Raw genomic sequence first — 19,884 nt, 5'->3', positions numbered from 1 at the left:
TATACGGAGGGAGGCTCCGTTTTACAATGGTGGTTGAAGGGCAAAGATGAACTTGGGGGAAGATACAGGCAAGCGAAAGGTGCGGTCCGATGCGGAACGTAATAGGGAACGCTTGCTTGCGGCCGCCAAAGATGTGTTCGGGAGTGGTGGAGCAAAAGCAAGCCTAGAGGCCGTGGCACGCACCGCAGGACTCGGCATAGGGACGCTCTATCGTCACTTCCCTTCCCGCGAAGGCTTGTACGAAGCTGTCTATCGGCGCGAAGTCGATCAATTGATATGCTTGGCCGACCGCCTGGTGTTGGATAACGATACCGTTGGTAGCCTGAAGCAATGGCTCCATGCCGCAGTGGATACGATTGCCACGAAGAAGGGCATGGTCACGGCCTTCGCTCTTGCAGCTGATACAACGTCCGATATTTCCGCACAGATGTCCGGTCGGATGATTGCGGCTTTGGACAAATTGCTGGCAAACGCGATCGGGTCAGGTGCCTTGGCGGCCGGGATTACAGGCGAAGAGTTGTTGCTGGCTCTGGTCGGAATGTTCATCATCCGCGATCAGCAGGATTGGAGAGCAAGCGTGATAAAGCTAGTCGATACACTGGTTGAGGGACTACGGCGTTAGACAAAGACGGCTTGATCAATAGATAGATTAGGATTTATCATACCTATTGTTTTCATCCGAAACTTAATCAGCAGTGGATCGTTCCAAAAACTGATCCGGAAACGTGTAATCCGCAAATACAAAATCCTGAAAATCGTTACTCGCAATAAATTTATGGTTCTAAGACTAGACATAAACAGAAGACGGGATCATCATAACATAGGTTAGGATGCTATAAGACTGGATGCAGTGTGCCGGAAACTCGGATATTGCTTGTAGACGATCACCCAGTCGCCCTGAAGGGGCTTCAAGTTGCCTTGCGTAATCGACATCCGGAATTCGCCATTGACGAAACTGGCAGCATAGCAGGTGCTGAGGAATTAGTTTATCGACGAAAGCCATACAAGCTTCTCGTCCTTGATTACGAACTGCCTGATGCCGTGGGGTTCTCTGGTTTCTTTAGGCTCAGGCAGGCCATATCCGAAACACCTATCGCCATTCTATCGTCCAGGGCTGAGCCTGCCGTCATATCAACGGCTAAAGCACTGGGGGCAGCCGGCATCCTTCTCAAAACGGAAGGATTGGACGAACTGGCAGACCACGTTGACACCCTGCTCAATGGACAGCCGGTGTTCCCAAGCGATGTGCCATCCCATAGCGGCATAAAGGATCTTAACGCGCGGTTGCGGACATTATCCACGGCGCAACTACGGGTATTGATGGCGCTTGCGGGCGGAGCGCTGAACAAGCAGATCGCTGCCGATCTTGATTTGAGCGAGGCGACTGTCAAGGCCCATCTCACCGCGATATTCCGTAAACTGGGAGTATCCAATCGGCTTCAGGCCCTGCTCGCTACGCGTATGCTGCTCGAGCCTGCGCTGCCGAAATGACAATCGTCGCGTTGCGCCCATCCACTACCTTGCGTTAATCTTCGGATGCCTTGCTTGAAACCTGGGGCCGTGTCAGGATCGATGCCTGTCCGGGTTTTCCGGAAGACAGCCGAGGCATAGCCAGTGGATGCGCAGCAGATCAGGATCGTGCGAGCGACGGCGACGTGAGCAACGTCGCCATCATCGATTTCGAGGCGTCATGCCTTCCTGATGATGGCGAATCTTTTCCGATCGAAGTGGCCTTGGCTGTCGTAGGCGGACCGTCTCAGAGCTGGCTCATTAAGCCCAGTTGGCATTGGCGATATTGGTCATGGTCTGATGAAGCCGAAGCGTTGCATGGGATCAGCCGCACCATGCTCCAATCGCGAGGATTGCCGGCAAGGCAGGTGCTGGCTGAACTTGCACATGCGGCGGCGGGTCTGGATATCTATACCGATGCCGATCTGGACGCGTATTGGCTTGAGGTATTGTGCCTTGCCTGCCAAGCGCCACTCCCCTTCAAGATCAGGTATCTCGGCGAGCTTTTTCAAACCATGGAGTTGACGCCGCCTGCGGTGTCATCGGCCGAGAAAGCAGCCTTGACTCGACTGCCCATGGCCCACGTGGCCCGGAAGGATGCGCAGAGGCTGGCGCTTACCGTACAACTGCTTTCGTCCTGATCCGCATGAGGCCAACCGCGCTACTTACCTTTACCGCCGGAAGAGGCAGAGCCGCTATTGCCGCCGCCACCGCTCTTGCTGCCGCCTGAACGGCCGCCGCCACCCTTGCCGCCTGTGGTCTTGCTCTTCTCGCCAGCACCGGGATCGCCGCCCTTGCTGGTTATCGCACCGGGGTTCCCGCCTCCACCTTTTTGCGCCATCGCTGATCTCCTGAACTGGATGCTGAAGTTGATGCATGAACCGGTCAGGCGGGGTCTCCGTTCCTGGCGGGAACATGATGCATGTGATGATGAAGCCTGAAAAGCGAAGCCATCCGAAAGCCCCTTCAATGCATCCGCACGCCCCTCGTAACAATCTCTAAGCCTCTATAATGCTTACCTATTTAAAGGATCACCGACGTAATCATCCGTATAGATCAGTCTCCACATTGAAAGACTTGTCATGTCGGATGAAGACCTAAGCTATTTCGAGGCGCGTGCCGAAACTGAACTCGGGCGCGCTCAGGCAGCGAGTCACCCTTTGGCGATACGCGCGCATATTGCGCTCGCCGAACTCTATCTTGAGCGGATTAACGGCGGATCGATCAGAATGCCATCGGCGGTTTCCGATTGCCCGGACACCTTTTCCACGGCGCGCGCGGGGCGACGGCTGTCGCTCTGACAGTCGCTATTTGGGTTGCACGATACGTGAGCGCAGGTTCGACATCACATCCCGGGCATCGAACGCGCGAACATTATCCGTGGGTTTGGGGCCGCGCCCCATCACGATCTCCGCCGTTGCCTCATAACGATCGACCGTGCGGATATCGATGGAGCGGTCCCAGAACGGATCGCCCCAGAAAGGGTCCCAGCTTCGCCAACCTATGCCGCCCCGCCCCCAGTAACGCCAGCGAGGCCCCCAATAGCCATAGGGTCCGGGAGCGAAAGGTTGGTCGGCATAGACCTGGCTTCGCTTTTCGGTGTCCCTGTCGGCCATGACGAACCAGTCATAGCCCCGCGCCGTAGTGAGTTCGGCTGCGCGGAAGAGCAGATAGGTCTCTACCGTCTCGCGTGATGTCATGCTGTTGCCGGCGAAACTCACGCGGTAGCGGTTCCCCTCAATCTGCTGGTCGCTATAACCGCCCGCCGACGCTCCATGCGGGTCGAGCGCCTGATAAGGGGTTGCGGTGGTGCACCCGCCGAGTGCCCCTGCCAACGCAAGGGCGATCGACGTGGCTGCGATAGCGGGACTACGCATGTCATGCTCCTGATAGATATCTGCTGGGGTGGTACGGTAATCTAGCCTAGCTTGTACCTGGCTCCCCAGGCTGGTCCGAACGAGCGAGCGCTTCCATTTCTTCCGGAGTAAGCCCCGCAGGTACAGAGCCGGTCAACGTGCCATCGCCGACATCGCTATGCGCCTTATTTGTAGGCGCGCCACTTTCCGTATGCGCCGCGTCTTTTTGCGATGCGGGTGGATCGGGAATGTTCTGGGGAGGGTCTTCGTCCGGAATCATGATCTTCGCCAATGGGTGAGCCAAAGCGATAAAATTCCGAAAACTGCACAAAGTTCACCCGCCAAAATAGAAAGCAGAGGGGCGCTTAACCTAGTCTAATAGAATGCGTCCGATGCTCAGCGGCGACCGCCGTGCCCTGCGTCTGCCCTCCGGTGCGGCTATGACTTTCGGGATTGCGGCTGTTGTCCTGGGTGCTACGAATGGCCCAAGCCACTACAGCGGAGGAGAAGGCCAGAGCTGAATGGGCGCAGGCCGCTTATGAAAGGCTGGCCTGCTACTTCATGCGGCTAAGAAGGTCGTCAAAGGCGCTGCCATCATCGGATGGTTCCTTGAACGCGGAGGACAGGAGCGTTCCAACGGCTTCCGCCCTCACTTTCTGCTCGCGATGGCTTCCCGCCGTCTCATACAGCCGCTCCAGCAAAAGCCGTCCACGTTCCCGCAATTTGATAAGCTCGCCGCCGGGGAAGCCGATCGCCAGACGAAGCCCGGCGACCGACGACGCGTTGCGGAGCGATCGGCGAGCGGAGGACCACACATGCTGCACGACCTCGGAGCGTTCCACGGCACCTGGCTCCTGTATCGTGGCGAGGCGGTGCAGCGCGTAGAGGCCCATTAGCGCCGAGAGCAAAAAGAAGAATTGCCAATGCGCCAGCGTCAACGACGCTAGCTCCCGCGCGCCCTGTGGCGCGAACCAGGTTAGGTTCAACTCCAGCCGGTTCTGCGCCATCAGGTCAGCGCCCAAGCCGCCGATTATCGGCGCGACTCCGGCAGCGAGCGCGCCGATCAGGGCGTTGGTCGCCATGTAGTGCGTCGCCGCGCCAGAGGGACTGAGCTTCATGACGATGTTGCTGGACGCAAGACCAACGCCCGCACCCGCCGCGCCCATGACGACATGCAGGCCGACCAGATAGGCCATGCGGGCCTCATGACTGTGGAATTCCGTCGCGAGGATCATGCCGACTATCGAAAGAATAAATAGCGGACTGGCGACGGAAAGCACCGACTTGTTAGTGAAGCGATCGCTCAGGCGGCCCCATGACCGTATGACTATGATGTTCGCCAACTGGCTGACGATCGTCAGGATCAGGACGAATTCGACGGGAAATCCCAGTTCCTTGACGAAATAGACAGTGAAGAACGGGGTCGCGAGGTTCGTCGCAAATTGCCAACTCGCCAGAAAGCGCAGGATGTTGCGAAAGTTGCTATCACGCAGCGGCGCCCACAGCATCTTGTGCAACGGCACCGCCGGAGCGCTGTAACCGATCACCGGTTCAGGGACTCGCGCGAGTGATCCGGTACTGATGAGTCCGAAACCGAAACCCAGAAGATACAATACCGTGAACACCTGATCCGCCGCCTGCTCGGAGCCCTGCGCGGCGTGTAGGCCGGCGGCTGCGCCAAGCGTGGCGAATGTGCTGACGGTCGTTCCATATACAGTGCGCGACGCGGTGAACCGGCCAAGCCGATCCGACGGAATCAAGTCGCGAATCCAGCTATTCCAGGAGCACGCCCCGACCGCGTTCATGCCGTAGTGGAGCAGCGCGGCGGCGATCAGCACCATCGCGGCGACATTCCTGTCGGACAGGAAAGGCACGGCGGCGTAGATCGGCAGCGCCAGCCGCGCCACGAACACCGACACGACGGAGATCAGCTTGCGCCGCCGCACCTTCTCAACGAGCTTCACGGCGGGGGCCTGCATGATCTGCGTCAGCAGCGGGATCGCGGCCAGCAAGCCGATCTGCACATTGGTCGCGCCGATATGAAGCGCGAGCGCGAGCAGCACGACCCCGCTGTTCAGCGCACCGATGGCGGTCGCCGCCGCGGCATCCATCAACAGATAGCGTATGCCTTTCTGGAGTTCTCCGGGGCTGACGGTTTGCTGTGGCGCCAACACTGTCCTGTCCCGTAGCGCGGAAGCCCTTGCGCACGCGGCTGCGCAAGGGCTTCGATTTGTCAGATGCTAAGCTACTCTTGCCTGCGCGGGAGCGACCCGACGTGTCGTAGCCGCTGCTGTTTTCGGCACGACATCCGCCGCGACATGCCTGTCGAGCGTCGGCGCGAGCCTACGATAGGTCGCAAGCGCCTGCCCCACCACCTGATCCATATTATAGTAACGGTAGGTCGCGAGGCGCCCGACGAAGGTGACATCCGACTGCGCAAGCGCCAACGCTTCGTAGCGCTTGAACAAAGCCTGATTTTCCGGCCGCGGGATCGGATAATAGGGATCACCCTCGGCACTGGGGTACTCGTAGGTGATGCTGGTCTTGGGATGCTCCTGCCCGGTCAGATGCTTGTACTCCGTAATCCGCGTGTAGGGCACGTTCTGCGACGGATAATTGACGACCGCCACTGGCTGAAGCCATGGCCGCTCCAGTGTCTCGTGACGGAAATGGAGCGACCGGTACGGCAGGGCACCGTAGCGATAGCCGAAATACTCATCGATCGGTCCGGTGAAAACCAGATGGTCATGCGGATAGGCGGCGCGCGCCTCCGCATAATCGATCCCCAGCAGCAGATCGATATTCGGATGGTCCAGCATACGCTCGAACATCCGGGTGTATCCTTCAAGCGGCATCGCCTGGAAGCTGTCGCCGAAGTAGCGATCATCCAGGTTTGTCCGCGTCGGTACACGGGAGGTGACGGACTTATCCAGTTCGGACGGGTCGAGACCCCACTGCTTGCGCGTGTAGCCCTGGAAGAACGTCTCGTAGAGGTCGCGGCCCACGGCCGAGATCACCACGTCGGCCGACGTGCGCACGACATCGACAGGCTCTGCGCGGCTGGCAAGAAAAGCTGCGGCTTCCTCTTCGGTCTTCAGATCAAGGCTGTATAGCATGTTCAGCGTCTTGCGGTTGATCGGGATCGGCACCTGCATGCCGTCCACGTCCGCTAACACGCGATGCTCATAGGGCCGCCACTGCGTAAAACGGGAGAGATAGGCGAAAATATCCTCCGAGTTGGTATGGAAGATATGCGGGCCATATTGATGAATCAGCACGCCTGCATCGTCGAGCTTGTCGAACGCGTTCCCCGCCACATGCGGACGGCGATCGACGACCAGCACGCGCTTGCCCGAGCCGGCCGCCAGCCGCTCGGCCATCACTGCTCCGGCGAAGCCCGCGCCCACCACCATGACGTCGTAGCGGCTGGAATGACGAGATGGCCAATTAGTCGGCGAGACGATCGGCTGCACGGAGCGTTCGCGGCTGACGACTTTCCCTATGAGGCTCGCCATCTGCGCGAAGACGTTGTCCCAACTGTTCTGGCCCAGCATCTCGTCCACTTCCGGACGCCAGCCTTCGGGACTATCCGCCAGCGACAGGGCATCTTCGCATGCGGCGACGAACCGATCGGGGCCGTCAGCGATATATACAGCTTCCAAGCCGCTGTAGTGCCGTATAACATCGGCCACCGGCGTTGAGACTACCGGACGGCCGGCCGCCAAATACTCGGGTGTTTTCGTCGGGCTGATGAAGCGTGTCGCTTCGTTGATGGCGAATGGCATCAACGCGACATCCCACCCGCGCAGGTAATCGGGCAGTTCGGCGTAGCTCTTCGGCCCCAGGAAATGGAGATTGGGCCTGCGCGGCAGATCGTCTTGACTGATCTTGACGACCGGTCCCAAGATCACGAGCGACCAATCCGGACGCGCATCGGCTACGCTTGCCAGCAGGTCGAGGTCCATACGCTCATCGATAACGCCGTAAAAGCCAAGGCGCGGCCCCGGAATGTGCGCCATATCCCACGGCGTTTCGCCGTCCCGCAGCGCCGCAGCGAAATGCGCGGCATCGACACTTGAGGGGAAGGCATGGATGTTCGGGTGCAGATGCCGCTTGGCTTCATACAGGCTGTACCCGCCAGTGAAGACGATATCGGCCTGCTGAAACAGCGCCTTCTCCAGTGACAGCAACTCACCGGGCGCATTTTTAAAGCCCGTCAGTTCATCCATGCAGTCATAGACGACGCAATCCGCAGCCAAATGCGCCGAAAAAGGAAGCATCATCGGCGTGTAATACCAGCGGACCAGGGGCGCTTGCGCATCGGCGATGACGCTGTCGAGCAAGCCTTTCAATATGCCGGCTTCCGGGACTTCGCTATGTGTCGGCAGATGCGGCGTCAGCACCCGCACTCCAGTCTTCGAGCATGTCTCCTGCTGTAGAAAAGGCGCTTCGAGGTTATCGTCATATATCGGCTCTTCCCAAAACATCACGGAGCCATGCCGGGCGAAGCGGCTCATCAGATGCTGGGGTCGCTGAAAAACGAAATTCCAGCGCAAATGACTGAAGCAGATTATGTCGAGGCCATCTGCGGCTCCCGCCTCAGCAGGTCCGGCCGCAGGGTCCAGTAACGCCTTCTCCATTTCGATAGTACCTTGGCTGTTGCATTAACAGATTGAAAAGGCACGATCCGGGACTGCCGTTCCACCCGGAAAACGCCAAAACGCCCGCGCAATAACCTCCTTTAACAAGGAGCCAGAACCTCTGTGCACCAGTCTCTGACAAAGTTGAGCGATGGATAATCCGGCAGATTGGAATGGTGGGTTCTCGCCACAGCGGCTCGACTGCTTGGTGCGAAACGTCTTTCGTGCCGATCGAATGACCCCATGATCAGCCGGAGTTGTACGCTCCCATGAAGACGCGACCATTATTGAGCGGTAAAGGCAGCGAACGAAAAACCGACCGGTCGGAGGCATTTATCGATGCGGTGCTGGCAATTGCGATCACCCTGCCCGTACTCGATCTGAAGCTGCCAAGTCCAGACGCGGGAAAGTTGCTGGCAGCAGAATATGCGATGCTTGGCACGCAATATATCTCCTACGCCTTGAGCTTCATCGTGATCGGCTTCTATTGGACTTACTCGCATTTCAGCGGGAAGCTGTGGCGAAAGACCGATCACGGATTCAACCTCCTGACGCTGCTGTTTCTTGGTGCAGTAAGCGTCACGCCATTCCCGGTCCGGCCATTTATCGAGCATATCCACGACCCGGTGAACGCGCAAACCGGGGCCGCCGTCTACGCCTGGACGCTTACCGCGCCCGCAGTGATGTGGACCTTGCGCTGGTTCTATGGTGTTCGTCGCGGGCTTCTGAACCCGCATCTGGCGGAAAACTTCATTGCCAAAACCAGCTTGAAATATGGCGCCAGCGCCGGCGCTTGTATCTGCGGAGCCATTGTCGCCACCTTTTGGGAGTGGCGGATCGGCATAGCGATCGTGGGTCTCATCACGTTCAGCTATGTAATCCCGCCGATCGCGCCGACCTATCGAGCGGGCCAGGAACCGGAGACCGATATCGAGGAGGCTGATGAGGACAACTAGTCTGGTGGTTTCCGAGGCTTCACAAGCTTCACGCTTGCGGCAGAGATAATTTCCGCTAGTCCGCTTGGCCTTGGAAGGAGACCAGCATGGACGATTTCGGGCCGACCTCTCACCGTTTCGTGTCGCAACGATTGGCACTCAACTATCTGGATTGGGGAAATCCGGACGCGCCGATGCTGGTGCTTGTTCATGGCGGAATGGACCACGCGCGAAACTGGGACTGGGTTGCCCGCGCTCTGCGTCACGAATGGCATATTGTCTGCCCGGATTTGCGTGGCCATGGGGACAGCGCCTGGTCGCCGGACGCAGCTATGCGATGGCATTTTACGTGTCCGACCTGGCGCAGTTGATCCACCAGAGCAGCTCGGGTCCAGTCTCGATTGTGGCGCATTCTTTGGGTGGCGCAATTGCGTTGCGCTATGCCGGCGTTCATCCTGAACGCGTGCGGCGGCTGGCCGTGATCGAAGGGCTTGGCATATCACCGCTCGATCATAAGCCGGAAACGCCGGTCGGGGAACGCTGGCGGACCTGGATCGACGAACGTCGTGCCCTCAGCGCGAGAGTAACGAAGCGCTATCCTACGCTGGAACAGGCTTATGCGCGGATGCGCGAAGCGAACGGCCATCTCTCCGCCGAACAGGCGCGCCATTTGACGGTCCACGGGACGTTTCGGAACGAGGATGGCAGCTATAGCTGGAAGTTCGACAACTATGTCCGTTCCGCCTTGCCAATGGGCATAACCGACGACGAGCTTCATGAGCTATGGCATAACATCGATTGTCCCGTGTGGCTTGTCCACGGCGCAGACAGTTGGGCACACCATCCCGGAAAGGACGGACGCGCCGATCATTTCAAGCAGGCAAGCGTCACCAGCTACGAACGCGCGGGCCACTGGGTCCACCACGATCGCTTCGACAGCTTCGTGGCGGATCTTAAAACATTCCTCGGCAAGTCTTGAACAGGATCGCGTAAGCCGACGGTTTGATGCCTTGCGCGCACGGCGTAGTGCGCAAGGCTCGGTCAAAATCGATAGTTCGCGCTGACATTGAAGTTCCTTGGCGCGCCATACCGATACTGGCTGTAGAAGCCGATCTGGCTGTAGTAGGTCTTGTCTGTCAGGTTCTCGATATTAGCCTGCAACTGTAGGTTATCGTTAACGGCATAGCGCGCCATGAGGCTCACCAGCGCGTAACCATCCTGTTGAAACCGGAACGGCGTGTTTGTGACCGGGTTGCTACCATCGGTATACGCCTTGCTACGATAGTTGACTCCGCCGCCCACAGTGAGGCCGTCGAGATTTCCCGGCAGCGTGTACGTCGTGAACAGCTTCAGCAATCTGCGCGGCTGATCGGTATTGGCGGCATCGCCCGCTTCGTTCTCGGCTTTGAACTGGCTATAGCCGACATTCACGTTCCACCCCTCCATCGGCTGACCCGTGATCTCCACTTCAAAGCCCTTGCTGACGACATCGTCGGCAAAGGATGCCTGCGATCCCGGCAGTCCGCCGGGAATCTCAAATCCGATATCGGGCTGCGCCAAGTCGTCTTGCTCGATCCGGAACAACGCCACGGACGTTTGAAGCGCTTCGTTGAAGAACGCGCTCTTCAATCCGATTTCGTATGCCTTGCCAAAGATCGTCGGCAGATATGCGCCAAAGCGATCCTGCGCGCTTTGCGGCTGGAAGATCTTCGTGAAGCTTGCATAGACCCGATGATTCGGCGTCAGGTCATACAGAGCGCCGACATAGGGAATGAACACATCCTCGTCGCTGTAGCTGCGATCCGGGCCGAAGTTAAAGCCGGACAATTTCCAACTGGCAAGACGGCCGCCGCCGATCAGCTTGAACGCATCGCTCACGTTCAGACGTAACGCGCCATAATAACCCGTTTGCGTAATTTTTTCCTGTATGGACAACGTACCTACTCCGGAAAAATCGGGATAAGGGAAAGACCCGCTCCCCCCGCCGTTCGCAAAAGAAACATCGGCAGGAAAGGGAAATGGCGCAGCATATGTCACGTCGTTCCGATTCTGAACGCTGTGCAGCGCCCCCAGCACTACGTCATGATCGCGTCCGAAAAAATTGACGCGACCCTTAATCTGGCCGTCATAGCTGTTCTGGATGCTTTCGCCTTCATCCTTATAGGGGTTGCTGTACTGGATGTTACCGGTCGCCACGTCGACCAATCCGTAAAGGTAGAGGATTTCAGTCGACTGCGCGCTGCGCATCCGGTTATAGTTGATGGTCGCGCTCCAGCCATTGCCAAAGTCATGGGAAAGCGTCGCAAAGAAATTCTGATTGGTAGTATCCCAATAGGTCCAGTCGGCCGATGCCGTCTTTGACCGGGGCCACACGGCGAAGCTGCCGTCGCTATAGAAGGAGGGAAGCGCCCCCCATGCAGGCGCCGTAGGCGATCCTTTCTGGTGACTGAAGCCGACGCGAAGCAGCGTATCCTCGGTTACGTCGGCGTCGATTACACCGTAGAGAACAAGTTTCTTGTTCTTGTAGAGGTCGATATAGCTTCTGCCCTCCTCATAGCGGGCAACGCCGCGAAAGCGCAGCCGACCGTCGGAAGTCACCGCACCTCCAATGTCGCCCGAAAGGCGCCAGGTGTCCCAGCTACCGACGCTGGCATTCAGGTAGCCGGTCCATTCCTGCTGGTCGGCATGTTTGCGAACGAGGTTCACTGACGCCGACGGGTCGCCCGCGCCGGAGAGCAGTCCGGTCGCCCCGCGCACGATCTCTACGCGATCATAGATCGATACGTCGCCAATCGTCTCCCCCGCGTTCCCCGCCAGCGTCCAGGCCATCGGTACGCCATCAATCTGATAATTTCTTATCTCGAACCCGCGTGCATAGAAGCTGTTGCGCACATCATCGACTTCATTGACAGCCACGCCGACACCGTTTTGGATGACGTCCGCTACGGTAATCAGGTTCTGGTCGATTATGCGTTGCGCAGTGATAATGCTGACGGATTGCGGTGTTTCCCGGACGGTCAGGCCAAGCCCTGTCGCCGTATCGATCTTGTCAGGCAAGGTATATTGCCCCGTCACCACGATCTCATTCTCGGCATTCGCTTCCCCGTCAGCGGCGGACGCTGCCGACGGCAGCGCCCATGCCGCGAGCGCGCTGCCAAAAAGAAGAACCTGCTTCGATGTCATAAGCTGCCTCTGAACACGTAATCACCACCGCGGTAGGCATCCTTCGTCGGCATCACTTGCCATCGACCCCCGCCCCAAGCCGACCTCGTATGTGTTCTAATAACGATTATCAATAGCAAACATTGCCGGGAGTATGTTTCGAGGTTTTGGCTCACTGCATATCTGGCATTGCCATAGCGAACTTGAGTAGCTAGGACACGACGCGTCGGGGAGTAGCGCAGCCTGGTAGCGCATCTGCTTTGGGAGCAGAGGGCCGGAGGTTCGAATCCTCTCTCCCCGACCATCACCATTCCAACTCAGCCCTTGCCTTCAAAAAGAAGGGCAGGCCGTCATCACGGGCTGCGGTGCTGAATAATGGCTGGTTTCAATATGCTCCCCCCGCTGAATAGTTCACCGACAATCGCTAGGAAGAGATGAGGCGCGAATTGTCGAACGCCACACGACATTCGCTGTCCGGCTTGTCGCGCACTCAGGAAAATAATTGTCGGAAGGGAGGGATACAGGCATCTCTCCCAACTATCAGTTTACCTTGCTCAAGCCATGGCCAGATCCAATCTGAAGACTGGTGAACTGGTCACTGCCAATCGCGTCTATTTGGGCGAGCCTGCGTTCAAAATTCTCCTAGCGATTGTAGCAGAGGGTGAAACGATAGCTGGCATACCGCCTCTGCAACGGTTCGTCGCAAGCCTGGCGCGAACTAGCGGCCCTTCTGCTCGCCTCGCCGGCTTGTTCATGTGCTCGAAAGGTTGATGTCAACACGCAGATCATCCATCGCGTTCAGGCGCAGCTTTGAGCTGCACGCCACGAGATGGAAATGGAGGGGTTCTGGGAGCCGGCCGCGCGATCGCGCAGCCGGTGGCGGACGAGAAGCTGCGACTTGCAGGCCTCATTGGTCGAGTTTGAAGGAGTAGCACAATGAATTTAATGCTAAAAAGCTTAACAGTTCCCTCGTTGCTTGCCATGTTTGCCAGCGCTGCCTCGCCTAGCGCGTATGCGCAGACGCAGGAGCCAGCGGCACCTTTGGCGGTAACTGTTTCCGATACTAGCGCGGCGGAGCAAACTGCGACGTCCAAGGGACCCGAGGTGAAGGGCATCATCTCCGCGCGCAGCGGCGACAAGGTGCAGGTCACTACCGCCGACGGCACCAAACAGGTCGTCACGGTCAATGATGCCACCCGCATCAGCGCCAGCAAAGGACTTTTCGGCTTGGATCGGAACAGGCTTGCCGCGACGTCCCTGCTGGGAGGTCTGCCAGTGACCATCAAAACCCTGCAATCGGCTGATGGCCTGATCGCCAGCCAAATCAGTCTTCAGAACAAGGACCTGAAGACCGCATCGATGATCCATAATGGGACGGACCAGCGCTTTACCGAACAAAGTGCAGCAACAGACGCGCTGCGCGGCCGCATGGGGGATATTGGCCAGTACAATATCAAGGGCACGACGAACGTGAACTTCGACACGGGCGAGGCTGAACTGGCTCCTCAGGCGAAGAACGATCTCTGCGCGGCGGCAGCAGCTGCCGAGGGCATGGATAACGCTTTGTTGCTTGTTGTGGGATACACCGACTCTACCGGCAGCCCGGAATTCAATCAGGCGCTAAGCGAGAAGCGGGCCGGCCGGGTGGTCAATTATCTCCAGCAGGCCTGCCATTGGAAGCCCTATCGTATGCTCACACCTACCGGAATGTCGGAAGCGGATCCACTGGCGGACAATAATACACCCGAAGGTAAGGCGCAGAATCGCCGCGTTGCGGTAAACATCCTGGTCAGCAAAGGTCTTGATGGACTGTGAGAACCGCGGGGTGGCTTCGCCCACCCCGCCCTTTGGCATAACTTGACCGATGCGACCGTCACGCCGGCCTGTCTGCATGGTCGCTAAATGCGCTTGGCAGCAGACTAGGCGACCGGGGATGCGGCGTGAACGGTGATCACCTCACGAGCCTCAGGTCCATCTTCGCGCCTCTGGCGACAGTCCTGAACCCGGCGCATAGGTATATAGCGTTTGCTTCCACTGAACCTCGCTCTTAGGGTTCGACCAGCCGGGCAGGAGCGCGGCAATGCAATCCTCGGCAATATCCTTGAAGGTTGTTACTCGCACTTTTGGTTTCTCCCTCGCCTTCTCCTTTTTTAGCATACAGATTGATCCCTCGTTTAATTGTCCGCCGAAGCTCTATGGCCTGATCGCGAGCATCTTCCAACGTTAGGAGGTCAACGTAACCCAAGCCCATTTGACGGTGCCGACGGTTCAGTGTGTAGAGAAGCACCCACGTCTTACATCCCCTTGGGCAGACCAAAAGGAACAAGTTGTCTCCCGCCGTACCGTCCCCGAGCAATAATGGCCCGAATGCGTCTAACGCTTAGCTTTCCCATAGAGCTTACCCTATCACCTATACGGTTATTTAACTACCCGATAAGCCATTGATATCCTTCATAGTCCACTGGTTTTTGGAAATAGCTAAAGGGTGCTAGAAAACGCAAGATGGCTACTAACCGGTTTGAATCGTTCGGTTCTTTGCCCCACGAAGGTGCCGAAAAGCTCAAGAACAAGGTTTAACTGGCGGAGAGGGAGGGATTAATAGCCCGAGGTAATCGTGCCCGGGTTTCCTCCGATTTGCTCCATCAACGTACTGCTTTCCCAAATTCCATACCACAAACATCCCCACCGGCATCGAAAGCCCGTGGCACGACGCTATAGTGACGAGAACAAAACTTGATATCCAGCAGCCAAACTACCTAGCCAAGGACGCCGTTAGGGATCACAACCAAGAAATAAACTCTGTTGTCCGAAATTGGCCGCAAGCGGTCGAACAGCTTTTGGACGCCACAACGCCAAAGCTGCCTTAGGATGCTCCACCGGAGCAGATCGCGCACTCGTCCGCGAACGATGTGCGATCATCATCTTCCGCGAGCGGTTCAGCCAATGGCACAATTGAGCTGCAGTCGCGGCCCAATGAAGAGGATTACTGTGATGACGATGGCATATGGGCAAGCGTGGCTTCCGCGATCTCGCGGAAGTAATCCGTCTGCTCGGCGACCCAGTCGCGGAACGCTGAGCGGAAGCCGTGCACCGTGGCCGAAAGCTCCGCTGCGCCGCGGTCGAAAAATGTGAGCCCTCGCGCTCCCTCGAAGTCTGCGGCTGACATCTCGAGCGCGTGCTTTCATGATCCACCCTCCCCACTGAACACGAACCGCGCTGGTCTCACACCCCGAACGATGCCTGAGCATCGTTGCCGACTCGACATTTAGACGTTGAGTCCATTATACACGGCAAAGATTGAAAGCCGGAGAGGACGTCATGCGATTGAAGCTGAACAAGCGGATGCTGCTGCTCACTATCGTTCTGGTCGTTCTTGCGGGCCTGATCTGGGTACTTTCAGGCGCCCCCCAGCGACCGGTCGTCGCTTTCCCGCCCTCCGGTCCGCTACGCATCGAGGGTGCGACGATTGTCGATCCGCGCGACGGCAAACTCACGCCGAACATGGCGGTCGAGATCGATGCGGGCCGGATCGTCAGAGTCTCGCCAATGGCGGCGCCAGCGAGCTTGGGAAATGTAAGGCGCATCGACGCGCGCGGGAAGTTCCTGGTACCCGGTTATAACAATATGCACGTCCACGCGCTCGATCGCGACCGGACAGGTGCGCTGGCGCTCATGCTTGCCGACGGGGTGACCGGATTCCGTCAGATGTCTGGAACCTCGGAAGACCTGAAGGATCGTCGCGAGCATCGTCTGCCTCTGACCGGGGAGACCCCCGGCCTGCTTGCCATGCCCGGGCCTGTGTTGATCCCCTTCAACGCCGGATCACCGGAAGCCGCGCAAAGCGAGATCAAGCGCCAGAAAGTAGCTGGCGCGGACTTCATCAAGGTCGGCATGATGGCGCCGGACGTGTTCTGGGCGACGTTGGCGGCAGCCAGAGCGGAAGGACTGAGCGCGGTCGGCCATCTCCAGCCTGGCGTCGACCCGGCCCGCGCCGCGCGCGAAGGCTTTCGTTCGATCGAGCATCTCGGACCCGGTGACGCGATCTGGATCGCCTGTTCGCGTGCCAATGCCGAGCTATTTGCCGAATCCGCGGACCATCCCCGGATGACGGCCCCACCGATCCAGCTACCCTATCTCGACAGATTCGTGATGTGGCGGCTTCGTAAAACCCTGATCAATCCGGCAGCCTTTGCTAAACCAGAACACATCGCCCGCCTGGGCAGGGCGATATCCACCTTTGATCCGGAGCGCTGCGCTGCGCTCGCCCGTTTGTTCGCCGCGCATCACACCTGGCACGTCCCGACACTGGTGCGCATCCGCAACCAGTATCTGGCAGACGATCCAGCCTATCAGCGCGATCCGTTCCTGCAGTACATGCCGAAATCGGACATCGAGAGCTGGCAGGAGGTCACCAGAACTTTCCGCGCACTGCCTGCGGAATCGCGCAACATCTATCGCCGCCTGTATGCGCGCGACCTGATGCTGACCAAGCTGCTTGCGGATAGTGGCGTGCCGATGATGACTGGCACGGATGGCGGCGGCTATGCCTCGCCTGGCCAGACGCTGCAGCAGGAATTTCGTGAACTCGCGACCGCGGGGCTGTCGCCGCTCAAGATCTTGCAGATGACGACGATCAACCCGGCGGCGTTCCTCGGACGCAACGGGAGAATGGGCCGGATCGACACTGGATACAACGCCGATCTCGTGATCCTCGACGCCAATCCCTTGCTGGACGTTGGGAATTTGGGGGAGATCGACGGCGTCGTCCGCGCAGGTTATTATCATTCCCGGGCCGATCTCGACGCCGTCAGGCGGCGCGTGGCCACTGCGAATTCGCGATGAGCGGGACAACGCTACGCGTGCTAATTGACTTATGTTGAAATAGCGGCAGCTTCCCCGCGCCGGCGATGGCCGGCAAGGTGTCGAGTTGGCGCTTAAGCCGGTTCCTCGAGGTGAGAAGAACGATCGACAGAAACTGATCGTTGACAAGATAGGTGCCGACCGGATCCTGCTTCAAGTTCTCTCATACGGCGAACATCTCCGCATCGATTGTGTAAAGAATGTCGGCCTTGGCCAGCGCCGCCGCCTTGAGCCCCATTGCCTCAGGGACGATCTGCTCGACATAGAAGCGTGCCGCGGCGGTCTTCATCTTGAGGAAGGCGGGGTCGCCTTCGGATCGGGCGGCGACGCGGCCGCTTTCCTCCATCAGCCAGCCGCACACTGCGACCGATAGCATCGTCAGGAACGGATAGCTCGCCGCGAGGCGATCGTCGGTCTCCGATGCGAGCAAATTGCGTGCGACTTCCTCGCAGGCGTCGATCAGCCGGGCGAGCCCGGCGTCCTCGGCATCGCCGCGCATCTCGGCGAGCAGCGCGAGCAACGTGCCGCCATTGTCCATGCTCAGCTTGCGGCCGACGAGGTCGGCGGCCTGGATGCCGTTGGTGCCTTCGTAGATCGGGGTGATCCGCGCGTCGCGGAAATGCTGGGCGGCGCCGGTCTCCTCGATATAGCCCATGCCGCCATGGACCTGCACGCCGAGGCTGGCGACTTCGTTGCCGAGATCGGTGCCATGCGCCTTGGCGAGCGGGGTGAGCAATTCGACACGGGCCTGCGCGGCCCCGTCGCCGGCGCGGCCACGGTCGAGCTGGCCGAAAGCGTAATAGACCAGAGCGCGCGACCCCTGGGTCTGCGCCTTCATGCGCAGCAGCATGCGGCGGACATCGGGGTGCTCTATGATCGCGGCGGGCGCGCCGGCGCGGACGCCCTGCACCCGCTCGCGGGCGTAGGCGACGGCGCGCTGGGTGGCGCGCTCGGCGACCTGCACACCCTGAAGGCCGACGTTGAGGCGGGCGTTGTTCATCATCGTGAACATCGCGCGGATGCCGCCCATCTCGCCACCGATGAGTTCGCCGATGCAATCGTCATGGTCGCCGAAGCTGAGCACACAGGTCGGCGAGGCGTGAAGCCCCATCTTGTGTTCGATCGAGACGACGCGAACGTCGTTGAACGCGCCCAGATTGCCGTCGGCGTTCAGCCGGTATTTGGGGACGAGGAACAGCGACAGGCCCTTGGTGCCGGCAGGCGCATCCGGCGTGCGAGCGAGGACGAGGTGGACGATGTTGTCGGCCATGTCGTGGTCGCCGAACGAAATGAAGATCTTGGTGCCCTTGATCCGGAACGTCCCGTCGCCGACCGGTTCGGCCTTGGTCTTGAGCGCGCCGACATCCGAACCTGCCTGGGGCTCGGTGAGATTCATCGTGCCGGTCCATTCGCTGGTCGCGAGTTTCGGGAGGTAGAGCGCCTGCTGTTCGGGCGTGCCGTGATGGGTTAGCGCCTCGATCGCGCCGACGGTGAGGATCGGGGCGAGCCCGAAGCCCATGTTCGCGGTACCGAGGGTCTCGAGTACCGCAATCGACAGGCTGACCGGCAGGCCTTGGCCGCCGAAGGCCTCGGGCGATCCGATCGTGCCCCAGCCGCCCTCGACATAGGCTTTGTAGGCCTCGGCGAAGCCGGCAGGCATCGTCACGCCGTTCTCGCTCCATTTCGGCCCGTCGGTATCGCCGAGCCGGTCGAGCGGCGCCCATTCGCCTGCGGCGAACTGGCCTGCCCCTTCGAGCACCGCGTCAGTCATTTCAGCCGCTTCGGGACTGATCTCGGCGAGGCCGACGATATGCTTGAGGACGAAGCGCTGCTCGGCGGTGGCGGGGGTGAAAGTCATGATCTTAATCCGTGCAATCAGGCTAGAGGATGCCCGAGGATGTCCTCGGCACCCGAACGATCGGCGAGCATCGCGTGCGCGTCAAAGATGGCCGTCCCAGACGCCGCATCATAGATCAGCTGTGTAGCGCCGCGGTCTGACTTTCATAACGTGACGCCACGCTTCCGAATCGCACTATCTTGCTCCTCATTTCCATCGGTCGCGCATCGTGGCGGGCATCGTGCAATCAACTCCGCAACGCGGCTATGTTCTCGATGAAGCCCAACCCCTCGATCTCGACTCGTACGACGTCACCGGGCTGGAGGAACTGGCGCGGGCTCATCGCGGCGCCGATGCCCCCCGGCGTGCCAGTGAAGATCAGATCGCCGGCCTCGAGCGTCATCGCGTGTGACAGATGGGCAATCTGATCCCAGATATCGAACACGAGATGGCTGGTGTTGGAGCTTTGCCGAAGCTCACCATTCACCCAGCTCTTTATGTCGAGGGCATGCGGGTCACCCGCACCCTCCGCAATGGTGATCCAGGGCCCGATCGGGGCATGGGTATCGAAAGACTTGCCGAGCGCCCATTGCGGCGTCCGATGCTGCCACGCCCGCTCGGTGACATCGTTGCCAACGCAATAGCCGAAGACCGCGCCCGCCGCCTGTTCCCGGGTCAGATCGCGCCCGCCCTTGCCGACTACCGCGACCAGTTCGGCCTCATAGTCGACGGCGGATGGCTCGCTTGGTATTTCGATCCTGTCATAGGGTCCGTTGACTGCAGTCGGCGCCTTGGTGAACCACACCTGATGCTCGGGCGTGCCGAGCTGCGATTCCGCGATGTGATCGGCATAGTTGAGCCCGATCGCGAAAATTTTCCCGGGCCGCGCGATCGGAGCGAGCAGCGTGACTTCGCCAAGTCCGAGCCTGCCGTCGGCGCCCTTCGGGGGCACAAGTTCGTCCCAGCGGGCAATGACTTCACGGGCATCCTGCATCTTCGCGTCGAGCGGAGCGATGGTCTCTCCATCCAGGATACCGAAGCGCACGGGCATGTCGTCAGTCGAGAAGCGGACAAGTTTCAAGGGG

At 59.3% G+C, this 19,884-nt stretch carries 17 protein-coding genes, 1 tRNA gene and 1 pseudogene; 9 read left to right on the top strand and 10 right to left on the bottom strand.

All coding sequences use genetic code 11. From position 1 onward, the window contains the following. Positions 1 to 46 precede the first annotated feature (46 nt). The 3 genes from C1T17_RS11175 (at position 47) to C1T17_RS11165 (ending at position 2,150) form a co-directional block, all read left to right on the top strand. Positions 47 to 622 carry a TetR/AcrR family transcriptional regulator gene (locus C1T17_RS11175; protein ID WP_104953511.1) on the top strand — a complete coding sequence of 192 codons (576 nt, stop codon included), beginning with the start codon at positions 47 to 49 and terminating at the stop codon, positions 620 to 622. A 248-nt stretch (positions 623 to 870) separates the two neighbouring features. Continuing rightward, positions 871 to 1,491 carry a response regulator transcription factor gene (locus C1T17_RS11170; RefSeq protein ID WP_262982698.1) on the top strand — a complete coding sequence of 207 codons (621 nt, stop codon included), beginning with the start codon at positions 871 to 873 and terminating at the stop codon, positions 1,489 to 1,491. Positions 1,492 to 1,541: 50 nt separating this feature from the next. Further along, complete coding sequence (locus tag C1T17_RS11165) at positions 1,542 to 2,150, top strand: hypothetical protein (protein WP_223262552.1); 609 nt, start codon at positions 1,542 to 1,544, stop codon at positions 2,148 to 2,150. Positions 2,151 to 2,170: 20 nt separating this feature from the next. Here the strand turns inward: C1T17_RS11165 and C1T17_RS11160 are convergent, their stop codons facing one another. Then, positions 2,171 to 2,350, bottom strand: a complete 180-nt coding sequence (locus tag C1T17_RS11160; RefSeq protein ID WP_104953509.1) for a hypothetical protein — start codon at positions 2,348 to 2,350, stop codon at positions 2,171 to 2,173. A 241-nt stretch (positions 2,351 to 2,591) separates the two neighbouring features. Here C1T17_RS11160 and C1T17_RS11155 point away from each other — a divergent pair, with 241 nt between their 5' ends. After that, a complete protein-coding gene (locus C1T17_RS11155) occupies positions 2,592 to 2,810 on the top strand; it encodes a hypothetical protein (protein WP_104953508.1) in 219 nt (72 codons plus the stop codon). A 6-nt stretch (positions 2,811 to 2,816) separates the two neighbouring features. Here the strand turns inward: C1T17_RS11155 and C1T17_RS11150 are convergent, their stop codons facing one another. The 4 genes from C1T17_RS11150 to glf form a co-directional block, all read right to left on the bottom strand. After that, a complete protein-coding gene (locus C1T17_RS11150) occupies positions 2,817 to 3,386 on the bottom strand; it encodes a CC0125/CC1285 family lipoprotein (protein ID WP_104953507.1) in 570 nt (189 codons plus the stop codon). 46 nt (positions 3,387 to 3,432) lie between these two features. Then, a complete protein-coding gene (locus C1T17_RS11145) occupies positions 3,433 to 3,657 on the bottom strand; it encodes a hypothetical protein (RefSeq protein WP_145958993.1) in 225 nt (74 codons plus the stop codon). 262 nt (positions 3,658 to 3,919) lie between these two features. Then, a complete protein-coding gene (locus tag C1T17_RS11140) occupies positions 3,920 to 5,536 on the bottom strand; it encodes an MFS transporter (protein WP_145958992.1) in 1,617 nt (538 codons plus the stop codon). A 69-nt stretch (positions 5,537 to 5,605) separates the two neighbouring features. Further along, positions 5,606 to 8,005 carry a UDP-galactopyranose mutase gene (gene glf, locus C1T17_RS11135; RefSeq protein ID WP_223262551.1) on the bottom strand — a complete coding sequence of 800 codons (2,400 nt, stop codon included), beginning with the start codon at positions 8,003 to 8,005 and terminating at the stop codon, positions 5,606 to 5,608. Positions 8,006 to 8,274: 269 nt separating this feature from the next. Between glf and C1T17_RS11130 the strand changes: the two genes are divergently transcribed. Then, on the top strand, positions 8,275 to 8,961 hold the full coding sequence (locus tag C1T17_RS11130) for a TMEM175 family protein (protein WP_104953504.1): 687 nt from the start codon (positions 8,275 to 8,277) through the stop codon (positions 8,959 to 8,961). A gap of 86 nt (positions 8,962 to 9,047) precedes the next feature. Then, positions 9,048 to 9,919: pseudogene (locus C1T17_RS11125) on the top strand (alpha/beta fold hydrolase). Between the two features lie 62 nt (positions 9,920 to 9,981). On the opposite strand, the gene C1T17_RS11120 reads toward C1T17_RS11125, so the two are convergent. Then, the gene (locus tag C1T17_RS11120; protein WP_104953503.1) at positions 9,982 to 12,123 is read right to left on the bottom strand and encodes a TonB-dependent siderophore receptor; all 2,142 of its coding nucleotides are present in this window, start codon (positions 12,121 to 12,123) and stop codon (positions 9,982 to 9,984) included. A gap of 206 nt (positions 12,124 to 12,329) precedes the next feature. On the opposite strand from C1T17_RS11120, the gene C1T17_RS11115 reads away from it, so the two are divergent. Together C1T17_RS11115 and C1T17_RS11110 are read left to right on the top strand one after the other, a co-directional pair. Beyond that, positions 12,330 to 12,406, top strand: a tRNA-Pro gene (locus C1T17_RS11115). 632 nt (positions 12,407 to 13,038) lie between these two features. Next, a complete protein-coding gene (locus tag C1T17_RS11110; protein WP_104953502.1) occupies positions 13,039 to 13,917 on the top strand; it encodes an OmpA family protein in 879 nt (292 codons plus the stop codon). 232 nt (positions 13,918 to 14,149) lie between these two features. On the opposite strand, the gene C1T17_RS22125 is transcribed toward C1T17_RS11110, so the two are convergent. Together C1T17_RS22125 and C1T17_RS11100 are read right to left on the bottom strand one after the other, a co-directional pair. Then, positions 14,150 to 14,428, bottom strand: coding sequence for an Arm DNA-binding domain-containing protein (locus C1T17_RS22125; protein WP_189338316.1), 279 nt, complete (start codon positions 14,426 to 14,428; stop codon positions 14,150 to 14,152). A 657-nt stretch (positions 14,429 to 15,085) separates the two neighbouring features. Further along, positions 15,086 to 15,268 (bottom strand): hypothetical protein, encoded by a 183-nt coding sequence (locus C1T17_RS11100; protein ID WP_104953500.1) that lies wholly within the window; start codon positions 15,266 to 15,268, stop codon positions 15,086 to 15,088. Positions 15,269 to 15,420: 152 nt separating this feature from the next. Here C1T17_RS11100 and C1T17_RS11095 point away from each other — a divergent pair, with 152 nt between their 5' ends. Next, entirely contained in the window at positions 15,421 to 16,944 is a 1,524-nt protein-coding gene (locus C1T17_RS11095; protein ID WP_104953499.1) for an amidohydrolase family protein, read from the top strand. 181 nt (positions 16,945 to 17,125) lie between these two features. On the opposite strand, the gene C1T17_RS11085 is transcribed toward C1T17_RS11095, so the two are convergent. Together C1T17_RS11085 and C1T17_RS11080 are read right to left on the bottom strand one after the other, a co-directional pair. Beyond that, the gene (locus C1T17_RS11085; RefSeq protein WP_104953497.1) at positions 17,126 to 18,820 is read right to left on the bottom strand and encodes an acyl-CoA dehydrogenase; all 1,695 of its coding nucleotides are present in this window, start codon (positions 18,818 to 18,820) and stop codon (positions 17,126 to 17,128) included. Positions 18,821 to 19,046: 226 nt separating this feature from the next. Next, entirely contained in the window at positions 19,047 to 19,880 is an 834-nt protein-coding gene (locus C1T17_RS11080) for a fumarylacetoacetate hydrolase family protein (protein ID WP_223262550.1), read from the bottom strand. Between the last annotated feature and the right edge of the window lie 4 nt (positions 19,881 to 19,884).

Origin of the sequence: Sphingobium sp. SCG-1 (assembly GCF_002953135.1) — a bacterium.
Classification (GTDB): Bacteria; Pseudomonadota; Alphaproteobacteria; order Sphingomonadales; family Sphingomonadaceae; genus Sphingobium.
Note: the sequence above shows the minus strand (reverse complement) of the source record. Positions and strands in the feature narration are given on the sequence as shown.